Source organism: Streptomyces sp. MspMP-M5 (assembly GCF_000373585.1).
Lineage (GTDB): Bacteria > Actinomycetota > Actinomycetes > Streptomycetales > Streptomycetaceae > Streptomyces.
Genome location: NZ_KB891883.1, coordinates 97,203 through 113,370 on the forward strand (window position 1 = coordinate 97,203; position 16,168 = coordinate 113,370).

Consider the following 16,168-nt stretch of genomic DNA (forward strand, 5'->3'; position numbering starts at 1 on the left):
GCTTTCTCTCGATACAGAGCCCGAGTTCGGAACATCAGGTGTCTAGCGACGGCGGTGTGGGGCCCGCGGTGAATCCGCCGTCCGTGCTGATCTCGGCGCCGTTGATGTAGGAGGCGGCGTCGGATACCAGGAAGGCCACGAGCGAGGCGACTTCGTGGGCCTGCCCGATACGGCGCAGCGGGACTCCGGGATGGTTTCCGGGGCCGGCCGGCGGCGCGACGCCCTTGACCATGGGCGTGTCGATGATCCCGGGGTGAACGCTGTTGACGCGGATTCCGTATTCGCCCAGTTCCAGGGCGGCCACCTTCGTCAGACCTCGGAGCGCCCATTTCGACGCCGAGTAGGCGCCGCTGTAGGCAATGCCCATCAGTCCGGCGGCCGAGGAGACATTGACGATGGTGCCTTGGCGAGCGGAACGCATCGTCGGAAGCACCGCCTGGATTCCGAGGAAGGCACCGAGCAGGTTGGTCTGCAGCACCCGTTCGAAGGACTCCAGGGATTCGTTCTCCAGAGACCTCATGTGAAAGATCCCCGCATTGTTCACCAGGGCGTCCACCCGTCCGAACTCATGGGTCGCCTCGCTCAGGGCGTGCTGCCAGTCGGATTCCCGGGTGACGTCCAGATGCACATAGCGTGCGGTGTCTCCCAGTGAGGCGGCGACTTCCTGCCCTTCCTTGTCCAGCACATCCCCGAGGACCACCTGGCCACCCAGACCGGCGAAGAGCCTGGCTGCCGCCTCGCCCTGACCGCGCGCGGCTCCGGTGATCAGAGCGACTTTCCCCTGCAGCGTCAGCATGCCTCGACCACCCCGCTCGCTTCGTCGTACGAGGGATGTGGGGCTGGGGCAGGCGGCCAGTAGGGCTGCCGCTGAAACGCATACGTGGGCAGGTCCACCGCACGAGCACCGGTTCCCTCGAAGAGGGTTTTCCAGTCCGCCTGAGCTCCCTCGGCGAAGGAACGGCACAGCTCCGCCAGCGCGGATCCCACCGGTGCGGGAAGGAGCCGCGAAGAGGGCCGGGCATCACCCGGGTAGATCACAACGCAGGGGTGCGGGGTGTTGTCGGCGAGGGCGCGGGTGGCGTCGAGGAGTTCGTCCCGATCGGGAGCCAGCAGAAGGGCACGGTGGGGGAAATGACTGCGGGTGGTGGCCAGCGAGTAGGCGATGTCCAGGGCGCTGAGGTGGCGGTGGCGTTCGGCGTGTGCGGCGAGACTGCGGGCCTGTGCGCGCAGGGCGCCGGGGGTCCTGGCGGTGATGACCCAGGGTATGAGGGGCAGTGGTGCGGTGGTGGTCGCCACGTGTTCCGGTGTCGGTGACGCTTCTTCGAGGATGACGTGGGCGTTGGTGCCCCCGATGCCGATGCCTGACACGGCACAGCGGCGTGGTCGGTCCGGTTGGTGGGGCCAGTCACGCGGCTCGGTCAGAAGCCGGACGGTGCCTGAACTCCAGTCCACGTGGGGTGTGGGTTCGTCGGCGTGGAGAGTGGGCGGAAGCATGCCGTGTTGCAGAGCCAGGACCATTTTGATGATCCCGGCGGCGCCGCCGGCGGCTTGCGCATGGCCCAGGTTGGACTTGACCGACCCGAGCCACAGGGGGCGCTCCGGCGTGTGGTGCTGCCCGTAGGTGTCCAGGAGTGCCTTGACCTCCAGGGGATCCACCACCGGGGTTCCGCTGCCGTGTCCTTCCACGGCGTCGATGTCGGCGGGCCCGAGTTCCGCTCGCGAGAGCGCCTGGTGGATGAGCCTGCGACAGGCTTCTTCGCCGGGGACGACCATGGCGTTCCGGGGGCCTTCCTGCTGGACGGCCGAGCCCCGGATCACCGCCAGCACGCGGTGCCCGTGACGGTGTGCGTCCGCCAGCCGTTCCAGCACCAACACGCCTGCGCCTTCGCCGAAGGCCACCCCGTCGGCCCCTGCGGCGAAGGACTTGCTGCGGCCGTCCCGGGCAAGACCGGCGATGTGTCCGAGGGAACTGAACAGCATCGGTGTCGCCATGACCGTGGTGCCGCCGGCCAACGCCAGGGTGCACTCCCCGTCGCGCAGTGCCTGGCAGGCCAGATGAAGGGCCACCAGCGAGGAGGAGCACGCGGTGTCCAAGGTGATGCCCGGTCCTTCCAGGCCGAGTGCGTAGGCGACGCGACCGGCGAGGAGGCTGCCCAGATTGCCTGTGAAGAGGTACTCGACGGCCTCCTTCTCCCGGTCGGGCAGGGACGTCAGGAGAGTGAGATAGTCGTGGTACATGGCGCCGAAGTAGACGCCCGTAGCGGTGCCCCGGAGGCTTGCCGGATCAAGTCGCGCATGTTCCAGTGCCTGCCATGCCACCTCCAGAAGAAGGCGCTGTTGAGGATCGGTGACGAGGGCTTCCGTCGCCGTCATACCGAAGAACGGAGCGTCGAAGTCAGCCGCGTTGTCGAGGAAGCAGCCGGCCTCGACCTGCAGTGGGTCGGCCTGGCCCGTGGGATCCGGCCTCCAGGTCTCCCAGTGCCGTCCGCGCGGCAGCGGGCCTGCGGCGTCCCTACCGGCCGAGACGAAGTCCCACATGGCCTCCGGTGAGTTGACGTTTCCAGGGAACCGGCAGCCCATCCCCACGATGGCGATGGGATCGTGGTGGGAGGAGTACCGGGCGGCCTGTTCCTTGAGTCGTTGATTCTCGGTGAGAGCCGCCCGCAGCGCTTCCACGAGCCGCTCTGACGCAACGGTGGACACAGGTTTCTCCGATCGTGTTCAGGACGGAGTGTCGGGCAGCGCCAGGCGGATGAGTTCCTCCGCGCTCATGGCTTGGATGGTCTCCACTTCGCTCTGCGGGGTGGCCTGACCTTTGTCGGCCGGTCGGGACGGGCGGGCGGGGAGCTTTTGGAGGATCAGGTGGCTGACCGCTCGGATGTCCGGGTGCTCGAAGACCAGCGTGGCGGGCAGCTCCAGGCCGCTGGACTTGTTGATCCGGTTGCGGAACTGAATCGCGATCAGGGAATCGAAGCCCAGCGAGGTGAAGGGGGCGTCGACGTCAAGGCTCGTGGGCCGGGAGTGCGCCAGTACCGCTGCCGCATGCTCGCGGACGAAGGCCAGCACGGCCGCTCCCTGCTCGCTCTGGGGCAGGCCGCGGATGGTCTCCATCTGGTCGGCCGTCTGCGTCTCCTCCCGGGACGCATCCTGCTGGGAAGAGCCCTGCTGCGAAGTCCTGTCCGAAGGCGTCCTGCCTGTCCTTGCCAGCCCTTGGAAGAGCGCGGGCCGGCTCAGTGCCGTTCCTCCGGTCGACAGCGGCTGTTCGTCCAGTTCGTCCAGACGCATGGGGAGGAGCAGGGGCTCTCCCAGGCCCACGGCAGCGTCGAAGAGAGCCAGGCCGTCGCGCCCCGGCAGTGCGGTCATTCCGAGATGTGCCAGGCGAGCACGGTTCGCCTCGCTCAGCCCCGCGCCCATGCCGTGTTCGGGTTCCCACAGGCCCCAGGCGAGCGCTGTCGCGGGCAGACCCAGGCTGGCCCGATGACAGGCCAGCGCGTCCAGACAGGCGTTGGCCGCCGCGTAGTTGGCCTGCCCGGCGTTGCCCAGCAGCCCACTTGCCGACGAGAACAGTACGAACATCGACAGGTCGAGGTGCTCGGTGAGTTCGTGCAGGAGCACGGCCGCGTCCGCCTTGGGCCGCAGCACCGTGTCCATCCTCTCCGCCGTCATGGCACCCACCACACCGTCGTCGACGATTCCCGCGGCATGGACCACCGCGGTGAGCGGGTGCGCGGCAGGGATGTCGGCCAGCACCTGTGCCAGCGCTCGCCGCTCACCGGCGTCGGCCGCGACGATGCTCACCTGCGCTCCCGCTTCGCGCAGGTGGTCGGCCAGTTCGGCGGCGCCAGGAGCTTGTGCGCCGCGTCGGCTGAGCAGCAGGAGGTGGCGGGCGCCATGCCGGGTGACGAGGTGGCGGGCGAGCAGACCGCCCAGGGCACCGGTTCCCCCGGTGATCAGTACGGTGCCCTCAGGGTCGAGCAGTGGCTCCGTGTGGGCGGCGGCCACGCGTGCCCGGGAGAGCCGGGGGACGAACACCCGGCTGCCTCGCACCGCTGTCGACGGCTCCCGTAGGGACAGGGCGCGTGCGAAGGCGGCAGGGGTGGCATCAGCGTCGACGTCGATCACGGCGAACCGTCCGGGGTGTTCGGACTCCGCTGCCCGGACCAGTCCCGCACAGGCCGCACCCGCGAGGTCGGCCGCATCCTGGCCGGCGGCCAGCGCCACGGCCTCCCGTGTCACCAGCACCAGGCGGGAGGACCGGAACCGTTCGTCGTCCAGCCACTCCTGAACTCTGCGCAGAGTGCGATGCGTTGCGGCATGCACGTCTCCGCCGCCGACGGTGCAGCACACCGTTTCGGGCAGGCCATCACCTTCTTTCGCTGCCGCGCGGATGGCCGTCCAGTCCGGGTGGGCAGTGCTATCGATATCCGTGCCGGTGGCCCGCAGCCACTCCATACCGTCCCCCACAACCGCCAACCGAGCCGCTGCGGGACGGTCGGCGGCGGGAGGAGCGTCCGCCCACGTCAGGCGGTACAGGTCTGCGCGCCATCGTCCGGTGGCGAACTCCAATTGGTCGGCTGTCACGGACCGGCCCACGAGAGTGTCCACGTGCAGCACGGACCGACCTGCCTGGTCGAAGACGGCGAACCGCATCCTGCTGCGGTCCCCAGGCGCGGGGGCGATCATGACGCGCAACGCGGTCGCACCCCGTTGGTGCAGAGAGACCCCACTCCAGGCAAAGGGCACCAGGGGGCTCGCCGCGCCCTCGGGAGTCCCGGACAGGTGAGCGGCCGTCAGCGTCTGCAGGGCTGAGTCGAGAAGTGCCGGATGTACCCCGTACCGACCGCAGTCATTCCCTGCCTCCTGCGCTGCGACCACTTCGGCATACAGCACGTCGCCGTCGCGCCAGACCCGTCGCACTCCCTGGAAGGCCGGCCCGTAATCGTAGCCCCGGGCACGGAGGCGTTCATACAGCGCGCTGAGGTCGACCGCGTGCGCCCGGGGTGGCGGCCACGCTTCGGGACCGGAGTGCGCCACCGCTTCCCGGGCCGACACCCTTCCCTCGGCATGGCAGGTCCAGGCGGCCCGAGTGCCGGCCGCGCCACCCGCGGCCGGTATGCCCTGGTCCTTGCACGCGAACACACTGATGCGGCACCGGCCCTCCTCCGGTGGCGCCACCGCGATCTGGAGCCGTACCGCTCCGTGTTCGGGGAGCACCAGCGGGGTCTGCACGGTCAATTCGTCCAGAGTGGGAAATCCGCAGACCGCCCCCGCGTGCAGGGCCATCTCCACCAGTGCGGTGCTGGGCACCACCGCTCTTCCCATGAGCATGTGGTCGGCGAGCCAGGCAGGTGCATCCCGCGAGATCACACCGGAGAACAGCGTCTGGCCCGTCTCCGCGTTCTCCACGGCTGTGTCCAGAAGCGGATGATCCGCGGCGGGGGAAGTCGTTCGCGGACCGAGGTCGGGCAGCGGCAACCAGTAGCGCCGACGCTGGAACGGATAGGTGGGGAGATCCACTGCCTGGGCGCGGGTGCCGGCGAACACGGAAGTCCAGTTCACCTCTGCCCCGCAGACATGCGCTTCGCCGATCGCCCGCAGCATCTGTGTCCGGTCACCGTGGCCGCGCCGCAACGTGCCGTGCGCCATGATCTCGGTGTTCTGGTCCTCGGCGATCTCTTCGAGCGCGGCGATGAGTACCGGATGCGCACTGCACTGGATGAAGTGCCGGAATCCGTGCCGCAGCATGGTCCGGGTGGCGGCTTCGAAGTAGACGGGTGCCCTGGTGTTGCGGTACCAGAATCCGGCACTCATCTCCGAGCCGTCCGCCCGTCCCCCGGTCACCGTGGAGTAGAGCGGAATCCGCGCGGAGTGGGGAGTGATGCCCGCCAGGCCGTTGAGGATCTCGTCCCGGATCTGCTCCACCTGGGCCGAGTGCACGGCAACGTCGGTATCCAGGCGACGGGTTCGCACGCCGACGGCGGTGAGTTCCCGTTCCATCGCGTCCAGGGCGTCGTCGCTCCCGCACACCACCGTGCTGTGCGGGCTGTTGACCGCGCACAGCGACAGGCTGCCCCCCGCGCTCTCGATCCGCGGCTGCAGCGACGGTAGCGGCATCGCTGTCGCCAACATGCCGCCGGCACCGGCGAGTTTCGACAGAGCGTTACCGCGGATCCCCACGACCCTGGCGGCATCCTCCAAGGAGAGCACCCCTGCGATATACGCGGCCGCTATCTCCCCTTGCGAATGCCCTACCACGGCCGCCGGCTCCACCCCGTAGTGGCGCCACAGCTCGGCCAGCGAGGTCAGCACAGCGAACATGGTGTGGCTCAGTACGTCGATCCGGTCGACCGGCGGAGCCCCCGGCCGCTCGCGCACCACATCGATCAGGGAGAAGTCCGCGAAAGGAGCGAGCGCCTCGGTGCAACGCTCCATGTGGTCGGCGAACGGAACGCAGCTGTCCAACAGCTCCGCCGCCATGCCCGGCCACTGAGCGCCCTGCCCCGGGAAGATCATCACCGGCCCGGCGGAAGGCAGCGAGGTGGCGGCGGAGAAGGTGTCGGGCGTCGGGGTGTCCTCGGTGAGGGCGCGAACTGCGCTGATGAGTTCGTCGCGCTCACGGGCCAGGAACAGTGCGCGATGGTTGAAGTGGCTGCGCGTGGTGGCCAGCGCATACCCGATGTCGAGAGCGCTGAGCTCAGGGTGCTCTTCGGCGTGTGCCGCCAGAGCGCGTGCCTGGGCACGCAGCGCCGTACGGGACTTCGCGGAGACGGCCCAAGGAATGAGGGGCAGTGGTGTGGCGGGGGCGCCTGTGGTGGACGGAAGCTCGGGTGGCGCCTCTTCCAGCACGACATGGGCGTTGGTGCCGCTGATTCCGAAGCCCGACACGGCGCAGCGGCGCGGCCGCCCAGGATGGTGGGGCCATTCCCTCGGCTCGGTCAGGAGCCGGACGGTGCCCTTGCCCCAGTCCACCCGCGAGGTGGGCGCATCCACATGCAGAGTGCGTGGCAGCAGTTCGTGTTGGAGCGCCAAGACCATCTTGATGACCCCAGCAGCACCGGCAGCCGACATCGTGTGACTGATGTTGGATTTCACCGAACCCAACCACAAGGGCCGTTCGGGCGGGCGTCGCTGTCCGTAGGTGTCCAACACCGCCTGCAGCTCATGCTGGTCCCCCAGCAGGGTGGCCGTGCCGTGCCCCTCCAGTGCGTCGATGTCGGTCGGTGCCATGGCCGCGTCCGCCAGCGCACTGCGGATCACGCCTGCCTGGGCCGACCCGCTGGGGGCGGTCAACTGAGCGCTGGCACCGTCCTGGTTGACGGCAGTGCCCCGTATGACCGCCAGAACGCGGTGCCCGTTTCGCCGGGCGTCCGGTAATCGTTCCAGGACCAGCACGCCGGCCCCCTCGCCGAAGGCCGTACCGTCGGCGGACGCCGCGAAGGACTTCACCCGGCCGTCGGCGGAGAATCCGCGTTGACGGCTGAAATCCTGCAGAACTCCGGGCGTGGCCTGCAAAGTGACGCCGCCCGCGAGTGCCAGCGTGCACTCCTGGCGCCGCAACGACTGGCAGGCCAGGTGCAGGGTCACCAGGGACGACGAGCACGCCGTGTCCACCGTCAGTGCGGGCCCTGCCAGGTCGAGCAGGTACGACACCCGGCCCGAGGCGACCGCGTTGGTGCTGCCGACCAGCAGATGCCCCTGATATTCCTCGAGCCCGCGGCCGCCGGTCATCCACCGCATACCGTAATCCGTATTCGTCAACCCCGCGAAGACGCCAGTCCGGCTGCCGCGCAGAGAGTGCGGATCCAGCCGGGCGTGTTCCAGTGCCTCCCAGCAGATCTCCAGCCACAGTCGTTGCTGCGGGTCCGTTGCCGCGGCTTCGCGCGGGGACAACCCGAAGAACTCGGCATCGAATTCGGCCGCATCGTGCAGGAATCCGCTCTTCGGCAGCGAGACCTTGCCGGATGCCTCCGGATCAGGGTCATAGAGACCACGTTCCCAGCCCCGGTCCGTGGGAAAGGGCGAGAGCACGTCCCGGCCTTCGTCGAGAATTGTCCAAAAAGCCTGAGGTGAGATCGCGCCACCGGGGAATCGGCAGGCCATACCCACGATGGCTATCGCCTCGCACCCGACGACCGAACCTCTGACCATGGGGATCCCTTTCCTGTGTGAGGCCCGCCCTACGCTTCCAGGTCCCAAGCTTCGGGTCCTTGCCTCGGTGTCCATCAACCTCGCGGAGACTGCATCTGTCTACGGGGAACGTGGAGTGGCCACCTTCGACAACCCGTTGCGCAGAATCACCGGTACCCATCCCAAGCCACGGAATTCGCTATGACCTCTCCGCACCAGAGCAAATACCGGTATTACACGGCGCATTGCAGCATGGCGGGGGCGCACAGAGATACGCCAAGACATATCGCTTCTCGGTGCTGGGCAGTGGCGCCGGCCCCGATCACTACTGCTGGGCGTTCCCAACTCCTGGGCAGGTGAGGCAAGGGCAATCCACCTGCCCGAGGTGGAGGCCGACAAGGAGCCGATAGGGTCGGGCACCGCGAGACGGCTCAGGAAACACCCACCTGATCCGGCCCGGACGACCCAACCCGAACCGAGGAGGACCGTTGCCACCGGAATCGATGACGGAAACCCTCTGCCGCACCGCCACCGTGGGGGCGTTCTTCTCCGTACGGACCAACACCGGAGCACCACGGGAACAGGGCTTTCTCCCCCTGCCCGAGCTGTACCGACAGGACTCGGACTCCGCACCGGCGCTGCACAAGCGGGTGGAAGTCGTGGCCACGCGGCTCGGCACAGCGGAGCGTCGGGTCGCCGCGTCCCTCGTTCACCAGGGACTCGCCGGACGCCTGTGGTCGATCGCCCTCGCACCGGCGGTACTGGCGGGACGCGTCCCGGACCTCGGCAGCGACACACTGTGGTGGCATCCGGCCCGGAGCGTACCGGACGAACTCTGGCTCCCCTCCTCGACCGCACTACCGGCGACCTCAGAGCAAGACCTGACGGGCCAACTGCAGACAACGGTTCTGCAGGGTCATCTGGTGCCGCTGCACCGGGCCATCGGCACCGTGTGCCCGATCTCTTCCCGGCTGCTCTGGGGCAACGCGGCCTCGGCGCTGGTCGGAGCCCTCCGTGTGCTGGATGGTTGGTGTCGCCGGACGGGCCGCAGGAAGGCGGCGGAGCGAGCCGTGGCACTGACCGCCTCCGTGCTCGACGACCCACTTCTGCGCGACTCGGGCACGCTGGATCCTGCCGTTCCGGAGTTCTCCCGACGCAGTTGCTGCCTGTACTACCGCGTTCCAGGCGGAGGACTGTGCGGTGACTGCGTGCTTCGGCGGGCCGGGCATTAGGGGCTGTGCGCTGTGCGAGATGCGCATCCCGGCGGCGTCGTGGTGAGCGTACGGACCGTACTCACCCATCGGCGGATACGGCTCGATCAACTACCGCTGGTCATCGATGAAAGCACCTGATGCCGGCACAGTCGAGCCCGAACGGAGAACGCCGACGTCCCGCGCAACGACCAACGTGCGCGGGCAACTCCACCCCGCGTCGCCGGGCTTCGCGGCGGAACATGACTGGGGCGTGGAGCGCGACCTGGTGGCCCTGTTCGAGGGCCGGGCAGATGACGTAGTCCAGCGCGGACCCATGCGAAGGTATCGGCTCAGCGGTAATCGCTCTGCGTAAGGCCATTTTTTGGGACACACTCCAAGGTTTTCAGCAATGTAGGACGTGGTGATCTGATCACGTCGCAACCAATTGCTCCCACTCGACCGGAAGTTGTCGCCCTGGACGGCTGTGGAGGAGCCGTGGGGCGGGATAGGGCCAGGCGCTGTGCTGTCCTGAGCTGAGAGCCGCGTACGTCTTCACGGCGACGACCCGGCCGGCTCCCGATACGAAAACCCGGTAGCGATCTCGGACCGTCGCACACCAGCATGCAACGCATGAGTGAACAACCCGCGCGATGGACCACGGCAACCGTCTACCCCGACATGTGGGTCGATCCGGACGACGACCCCCGCAACAACGATGGACACAGTCCGGACGGCGAGCTGGCGACGGTACAAGACGTCCTGACGGACTACCGCCTGACCTTGCGGATGAAGTGCGAGGGCCTGGATGCGGAGCAACTGGCGCGTCGGTCGGTACCACCGTCGACGATGTCACTGCTCGGCCTGGTTCGACACCTCGCCGAAGTGGAACGGAACTGGCGCAACTGGATCAGCGACGGCGCCCCACTGCCGAAGCTGTACGGCGAGAGGGACTCGGACTTCCACGGAGCGGTTGCCGAACCGGCCGTGGTCGAGGCGGCGTTCCGCGACTTGGAGCGCGAACAGGCCGCGACCGACGCCGCGCTGGCCGAGCATCCGGACCTGGGCGAGCGCGTGGGGAGGGACGGCATCGCGGTTCGGGAGCTGTTGGTGCACAGGGTCGACGAGTACGCCCGCCACTGCGGGCACGCCGACCTGTTGCGCGAGTGCATCGACGGAAGGGTGGGCCAGTAAGCAGCGCGGCGGACGACGGTGGAGGAGTTGCTTCCCGGGACCTGGATACGTACGAGGACGCGGGCCTCCACGACCTGCCGGCCGTGGCCAACAACATCCGCGGGTCCCGATCCGCCATGGCGGAACTGAAGGCTCTCGGCGCTCGCATGCCCGGCAGCACAGGCCCGCACGGGATCTCCGTGCGGGCCTGTGCGGGCCTTGCCTGCTGGCCACTATCGATCAGGGGTTGGACGATGCGATACGGCGTGGTGGAGGAGGAACGGTGTGCGACCCGCAGGCACCACCGATCGTCCAGCCGACGCTACTGGACGAGTTTGCCGATGGCGTTGGCCTCCTGGACCTGACTGGCCAGGAAGTCCCAGGACAGGTTGATGTAGCCGCCGTCGCCCCAGTTGCCGCCCCAGGAGTTCTCGACGCGGACGCCCTGGTTGTTGTAGCCGACGATGGTGATCTCGTGACCGCCGAGCACCGGGTCCTCGGCGCCGCCGGGTTGATAGGAGTAGTCCGCCGCCTGCTGCTTGTTGATGTCCTGGAAGCTCTGGTGGACCGGGAGGGAGATGGCGACCGGTTCGCCGTCGGCGAGGGCCTGCTTCACGTCGGCCTGGATCTGGTTGCCGGTGTGCAGTTGGGTGTGGCCCGACAGCTTCCAGTGCGCGGCGTTCTGGCGCTCGGCGTCGGTCGGCTGCGTGGTGAAGTCGAAGTCGCCCTGGGTGTAGTCCGCCTTCGAGTCGACGCCCTGCGACTCCGCGATGCTGAACGTCGCGTCCGGGGTGCTGCCCTGGTCGTTGCCCTTGGCTATCTGGGCGTAGGTGTACATGGGCGCCTGCGGGCCGGTGGTGATGCCCTGTTGCTTCTCCTGGATGCTGTAGCCGGAGTAGTCGATGGCCCACGACACGCAGGAACCTACCTGCCCCTGGTTGCCCGGGTCGATCGCGTACTTGCTCAGGTCCACGCTGTCCGGAACGTTCGCGGGCGCGCCGTCCTTGTGCGGCGAGAGGGCCGCGAGGCGGGAGGCGACTGAGGTGTGCGTGGCGAATGTGCTCACCTTGCCGCCGGCCGGCAGCTTGGCACCGAGTGCGTAGTGCTGGTGTGCGGTGGTGGGGTTGTCGGGCGCGCCCGAGGCCAGGGCAATGCTGCCGGACACGGCGACGATGGCACCGCCGGCGGCCACGGCGATGACGGCGCGCGCTCTCTTGTTCGTCGTCTTCTTGTGCGAGGGGTTCATGTGGGGGGTCTCCTCAGGGGGACGATGTTTCTGTTGACCCGATGCGGGTCAGGGCCGCCGACCGGGGCCGGCCGGCGGAGCTTGAACGGCGACGGGGTAGGCGTGCCTGGCATCCGGTGGTGCGTGACTGGGGTGGGGAACGGAGTCACGTAGGCCGGTACCGGTACGGAACCGTTGCGAGGTCTGCCCTACCGTGGTGACTGAGGCGGACGGGCCCGCACTGGGCCTGACCCGCTGACATCCACTTACACCTGTCGACCTGCGGCAAGTGGGCGTCTCAACGACCTTGGACGACAGGCGAGTTAAGTGGGACAACCCCGCCAGTGAAGCGGAGCGGCGGCGAGTACGCCGGAGCGGCGCGTTCGGGATCCAGGCGAGGTCCGCAACGGAGTCTCCTTGCATAGGGAAGCAGCCTGTGCGCGTCGGCCGTCAGGAAATGACCGCGGTGCTCGGGCGGCTCCCATGGGTGGGGGGTAAGGAGCCTGCAACGCCGGACTGCCGATGCCGGACGTTCCATCGGTGAATTCCGGTGGAACTTCTGTTCGGCGGGCCGACTTGGGGTGGGAAGTTATGCGGCCCCGGCACCGCACGTCAATCTCGCCGAAACCCCTTGTGCGGCGGCCAGTTGAGGCGTGTGTGGCATGAATACCCCAAAGATCTCAAGCATGTTGGTGTGTGGTGATGAGGGAGGGATATCCGTTGTTGCTGCACGTGGTACTGGTGGTGCTTGCGGGGTGGCGCCGGCCGTGGGTTCACATGCGTGGCCAGGGGAGATGCGGTTGAGGAGAAGCAGTTGGATGGGGTTGGCGCAACCGTCGAGAGGGGCGACATCGAATGACGGGGCCTGCCCGGTGGACGATGAACCCACCACCCATCACACCCCCCTTCTTTTCCTTCTCTTTCCTCTCTCATGGGCTTGGGCGGGCACACGATGGACACCGACAGGGAACTCGCCGCCACATCCCGCGCCGTGAAGCCACGTCACATCCGGCGAATAGGCATGCACATGCCAAATCTCGGACGATGGGCCGATGGTCGGCATCCGGGGGAAAGCGGAGTAGGGCTGCGTCGGCGGGGAAAATATCGGCCGTCACTCCACGCGACGGGAGCTCTCGGCATGACGATTAGTCACCGCACTATGGGAAACGGCGCGCACAAGGTCCTGGTCCTGCATGACTGGTTCGGCACCAGTGCGACCTGGGGGCAGTTCCTCGACCACCTGGATCCGGAGGAATTCGGCTACGCCTTCCTTGACTACCGCGGCTACGGCGACCGGCAGGACGTGGCCGGCGAGTTCACGCTTGCCGAGATCGCCTCGGACGCGCACGCCCTGGCCGACCAGCTGGGCTGGGACACCTTTTCCGTGGTCGGGCACTCGATGGGCGGCAAGGCGGCGCAGCGCGTACTGGCCCAGTCACCGCGGCGGGTGCGCAAGCTGGTGGGAGTCGCACCGGTCCCCGCCAGCACCTACGCGCTGGAGGGCGACGCCTACGAGCTGTTCCACGGCGCGGCGCAGAACCCGGCCAATCGGCGGGCCATTCTCGACCTGGTCACCGGCCACCGGGCATGCGACCGGTGGCTGGATGCGATGACGTCCCGCTCGGTCGCAGTCTCCCGGCCGGATGCCTTCGCCGCCTACCTGACCGAGTGGACCACCCAGGACTTCGCCGCCAAAGTGGCCGGCAGCCCCCACCCCGTGAAGGTCTTCGTCGGCGAACACGACCTCGCCCTGACCCCGGAGGCGATGCGTAGCACCTGGCTCACCCACTACCCACAGGCTGAACTGGAGATCCTCGCCAACTCCGGCCACTACCCCATGTACGAAGTCCCAGTGGCCTTCGCCACCGCCCTGGAGAGCTTCCTCCGCAGCTGACCCAGCCGACACAGCCGGCGGAACTGACCCAACTGCCCGCTGGCTCAACGGGCTCACCCCCGGCGGGACTGGCAGCACCGGCAGCACTGACCCCGCAGCAGGTGTTCACTGCTGCGGGGTCAGTGCTGGGGGAATGCGGGGTGGGTCAGTGCTGCGGGTGCGGGTGCGGGTGGAACAGCGACCGCAGGGACTTGCGGTGCCTGCCGGCGGTTCCAGGAGTGAGGCGACCGGCTTCGACGCGTAGCCGGATGGCGTGGAACACCTCGACCGCGCCCAGGACGATGGCCATGATTCCGGCCACCAAGGTGAGCACGGCGATCGACGAGAACGGCGACACGACCAACACGATGCCCGCGAGGAGGGTGATGATCCCCAGGAACATTTGCCACCCGCGCGCGGGCATGGCGGGTGCAGACCCGGCCGCTGCAGTCATCATGATGCCGCGCAGCAACCAGCCGAAGCCGATCCAGAGGGCGAGCAGGAAGATCGACTGCAGGGTGCCCCGGAAGCAGATGAGCCCGAGCAACACGCTGACCGCGCCCGTGATGAAGTGCAGCGCCCGCAGATGCCCGGGGACGTGCGCGCCGAAGGCCGCGGCGAGTTGGAAGACACCGCTGACCAACAGGTAGCTGCCGAAGACCACTCCGACGACGCGCAGTGTCTCGCCCGGCCAGGCCAGAACGACCACACCCAACGCGATCGATGCCAGGCCGATGGTGATCAGGGCTTGCCAGCCGAGGTTCGCCATGGCGCCCAGGGCTTCGTCGGCCGGTGCGGTCGTCGCCTCCGGCCGGGGCTCACGTGGCGGGCCGCCGCCCGCGGGATCGGAGGGGAATGTCATGCTGCCTCCCTCTCTCAGGGCCCAGCTTGATCAGGCAGGGCATTCCGGTTCCGTTCCATCGTCACTCGTTCGGCCCCGTCCCGCTCGGGGAGAGGCGGCGCCCACGCGGCAACGTTCGGGAGTCGTCGCGTCACAGTGGGTGGCTTTGATGCAAATCCCTGCCCGACCCCGCCCGTTCGCCTCACCGCATGCATGGTCACTCGGCGATGCCCCGTGTGAGCAGGACGGCGGTGACGAACCTGCGGTAGAGGCGGATCGGGTCCTCGTCGGTCAGGCGGACGGTGACGGCGTCGGCGCGTTCGATGCCGTTGATCCAGGTGGCCATCTCCGCAAGATCGGGGTTGCGGAAACGTACGGTGAGCGTGGCCGGCAGCGCGATGCTCGGCGGGGTGGCCTGGGGCAGGGCGCGCACCGCTTCGTGGGCGACCTGGCGTATCAGTGCGCGGGCCTCGGTGGGGTGCAGACTGTCGGCGGCGAACCGGGACACCGACGACTTGACCACGGCGCTGTGGATGCCCGGGCAGAACGGCTCGATCTCGGCGGCCGTCGTGTCGTCCCCGGTGATCAGCACCACGGGTACGCCGTGCCCGCGCGCCACCAGTGCGTTGATCCCGCTCTCCCCCGCGGTGACTCCGTTGAGCAGCACCTCGCTGATCGCCAGCGGGTTGTAGGTGTGCGAGAGGGTGGCCGGCCCGCCCGCCATCGAGCCGTGGTACGAGACGAAGAAGACGCCGTCGAACGACGAGTCGAGGCCCTGCATCATGTACAGGGGTTTGTGCCGGCCGGAGAGGTAACGCGCCCGGCCGGCCAGGGCGTCGGGGCGCAGGTTCGCCATCTTCCCGTGCGAGTCGTTGACCAGGAACCCGGTCGCGCCGCCGGCCATGGCCCCCTCGATGGCGGCGTTGACCTCCTGTTGTAACAGGCCCCGGTAGTGGGCGTATTCGGGCTCCGGCGGCCGGCACTGCGTCCAGTCGACGACGCCTGCGGTGCCTTCCATGTCGGACGACACAAAGATCCTCACAAGCAGCTCCACGTGTGCGGCGGGGTGGTGCGGTGCTGTGCCGTGCTGTCGTTTCGACCTACCCCGTTGCACGTCCGGTGCACCCTGGAGATGGCTTGCGGCGTGGACTGCCTTCCTTTTGGCCGGAGGGTCAGGCGGCGGCGAGGGAGACCTCGGTCGACTTGATCAGCGCGACGACGGAGGTCCCGGAGGCCAGGCCGAGGGCCTCGACGGCGTCCTTGGTGATGGCGGCGGTCAGTTCGCCGCCCTCCACGGTGACCTTCACCGAGCCCATGGCCTCGCCGGTCGTGACGTCGGCGACGGTGCCGGGAATCTGGTTGCGGATCGAGACGCCTTCGACCGGACCGGTTGCGAGGGCGACCTCGGTTGACTTCACCAGGGCCCTGACGGCGGAGCCCTCGGCCAGCCCCAGGTCCTTGACGGCATCGGCGGTGATGGCGGCGGTGATGTCCTGACCGCCCGCCAGGCGCACCTTCACGGAAGCCATGGCCGCACCGATGGTGACAGCGGTGACGGTACCGGGAATCTGGTTGCGAATGGACATACCCATAGCTTGAACCCCTCTCGAATCCGGAATCGGAATAGCGGGCACTTTATGGCCGCCATCGCGACCGACAGTATCGGATGGAAAACCCGGCCATCGTGATCGTGTCACATCCGCCAACCGAATGCGCGGAGCTGCCTGGCACATTCCGCA

10 protein-coding genes are annotated in these 16,168 nt (G+C 68.2%); 3 read left to right on the forward strand and 7 right to left on the reverse strand.

Going from position 1 to position 16,168, the window contains the following annotated elements; translation table 11 throughout:
* Nucleotides 1-34 precede the first annotated feature (34 nt).
* From B073_RS0112195 to B073_RS39880, 3 genes are read right to left on the reverse strand one after another with little or no spacing between them, the layout of a single operon-like run.
* Nucleotides 35-796 carry a glucose 1-dehydrogenase gene (locus B073_RS0112195; protein WP_018538379.1) on the reverse strand — a complete coding sequence of 254 codons (762 nt, stop codon included), beginning with the start codon at nucleotides 794-796 and terminating at the stop codon, nucleotides 35-37.
* Nucleotides 790-2,703 (reverse strand): type I polyketide synthase, encoded by a 1,914-nt coding sequence (locus B073_RS0112200; RefSeq protein WP_158690120.1) that lies wholly within the window; start codon nucleotides 2,701-2,703, stop codon nucleotides 790-792. The genes B073_RS0112195 and B073_RS0112200 overlap by 7 nt, the downstream gene beginning before the upstream one ends.
* 18 nt (nucleotides 2,704-2,721) lie before the next feature.
* The gene (locus B073_RS39880; protein ID WP_158690121.1) at nucleotides 2,722-8,148 is read right to left on the reverse strand and encodes a type I polyketide synthase; all 5,427 of its coding nucleotides are present in this window, start codon (nucleotides 8,146-8,148) and stop codon (nucleotides 2,722-2,724) included.
* 467 nt (nucleotides 8,149-8,615) lie between these two features.
* Between B073_RS39880 and B073_RS0112210 the strand changes: the two genes are divergently transcribed.
* Together B073_RS0112210 and B073_RS0112215 are read left to right on the forward strand one after the other, a co-directional pair.
* The gene (locus tag B073_RS0112210) at nucleotides 8,616-9,359 is read left to right on the forward strand and encodes a (2Fe-2S)-binding protein (protein ID WP_234025064.1); all 744 of its coding nucleotides are present in this window, start codon (nucleotides 8,616-8,618) and stop codon (nucleotides 9,357-9,359) included.
* A gap of 591 nt (nucleotides 9,360-9,950) precedes the next feature.
* On the forward strand, nucleotides 9,951-10,511 hold the full coding sequence (locus B073_RS0112215) for a DinB family protein (RefSeq protein WP_420706435.1): 561 nt from the start codon (nucleotides 9,951-9,953) through the stop codon (nucleotides 10,509-10,511).
* Between the two features lie 301 nt (nucleotides 10,512-10,812).
* Here B073_RS0112215 and B073_RS0112220 read toward each other — a convergent pair whose 3' ends face one another.
* Nucleotides 10,813-11,736: a C1 family peptidase gene (locus tag B073_RS0112220; protein ID WP_018538384.1), complete on the reverse strand. Its 924-nt coding sequence runs from the start codon at nucleotides 11,734-11,736 to the stop codon at nucleotides 10,813-10,815.
* Between the two features lie 1,117 nt (nucleotides 11,737-12,853).
* On the opposite strand from B073_RS0112220, the gene B073_RS0112225 reads away from it, so the two are divergent.
* Complete coding sequence (locus B073_RS0112225) at nucleotides 12,854-13,609, forward strand: alpha/beta fold hydrolase (RefSeq protein ID WP_026247300.1); 756 nt, start codon at nucleotides 12,854-12,856, stop codon at nucleotides 13,607-13,609.
* Nucleotides 13,610-13,754: 145 nt separating this feature from the next.
* Here the strand turns inward: B073_RS0112225 and B073_RS0112230 are convergent, their stop codons facing one another.
* The 3 genes from B073_RS0112230 to B073_RS0112240 all read right to left on the reverse strand — a co-directional run bounded on the left by B073_RS0112230 (nucleotide 13,755) and on the right by B073_RS0112240 (nucleotide 16,021).
* On the reverse strand, nucleotides 13,755-14,450 hold the full coding sequence (locus B073_RS0112230) for an HdeD family acid-resistance protein (protein ID WP_018538386.1): 696 nt from the start codon (nucleotides 14,448-14,450) through the stop codon (nucleotides 13,755-13,757).
* 196 nt (nucleotides 14,451-14,646) lie between these two features.
* On the reverse strand, nucleotides 14,647-15,471 hold the full coding sequence (locus B073_RS0112235) for a M55 family metallopeptidase (RefSeq protein ID WP_026247301.1): 825 nt from the start codon (nucleotides 15,469-15,471) through the stop codon (nucleotides 14,647-14,649).
* A gap of 130 nt (nucleotides 15,472-15,601) precedes the next feature.
* Complete coding sequence (locus tag B073_RS0112240; RefSeq protein WP_026247302.1) at nucleotides 15,602-16,021, reverse strand: TOBE domain-containing protein; 420 nt, start codon at nucleotides 16,019-16,021, stop codon at nucleotides 15,602-15,604.
* Nucleotides 16,022-16,168 lie beyond the last annotated feature (147 nt).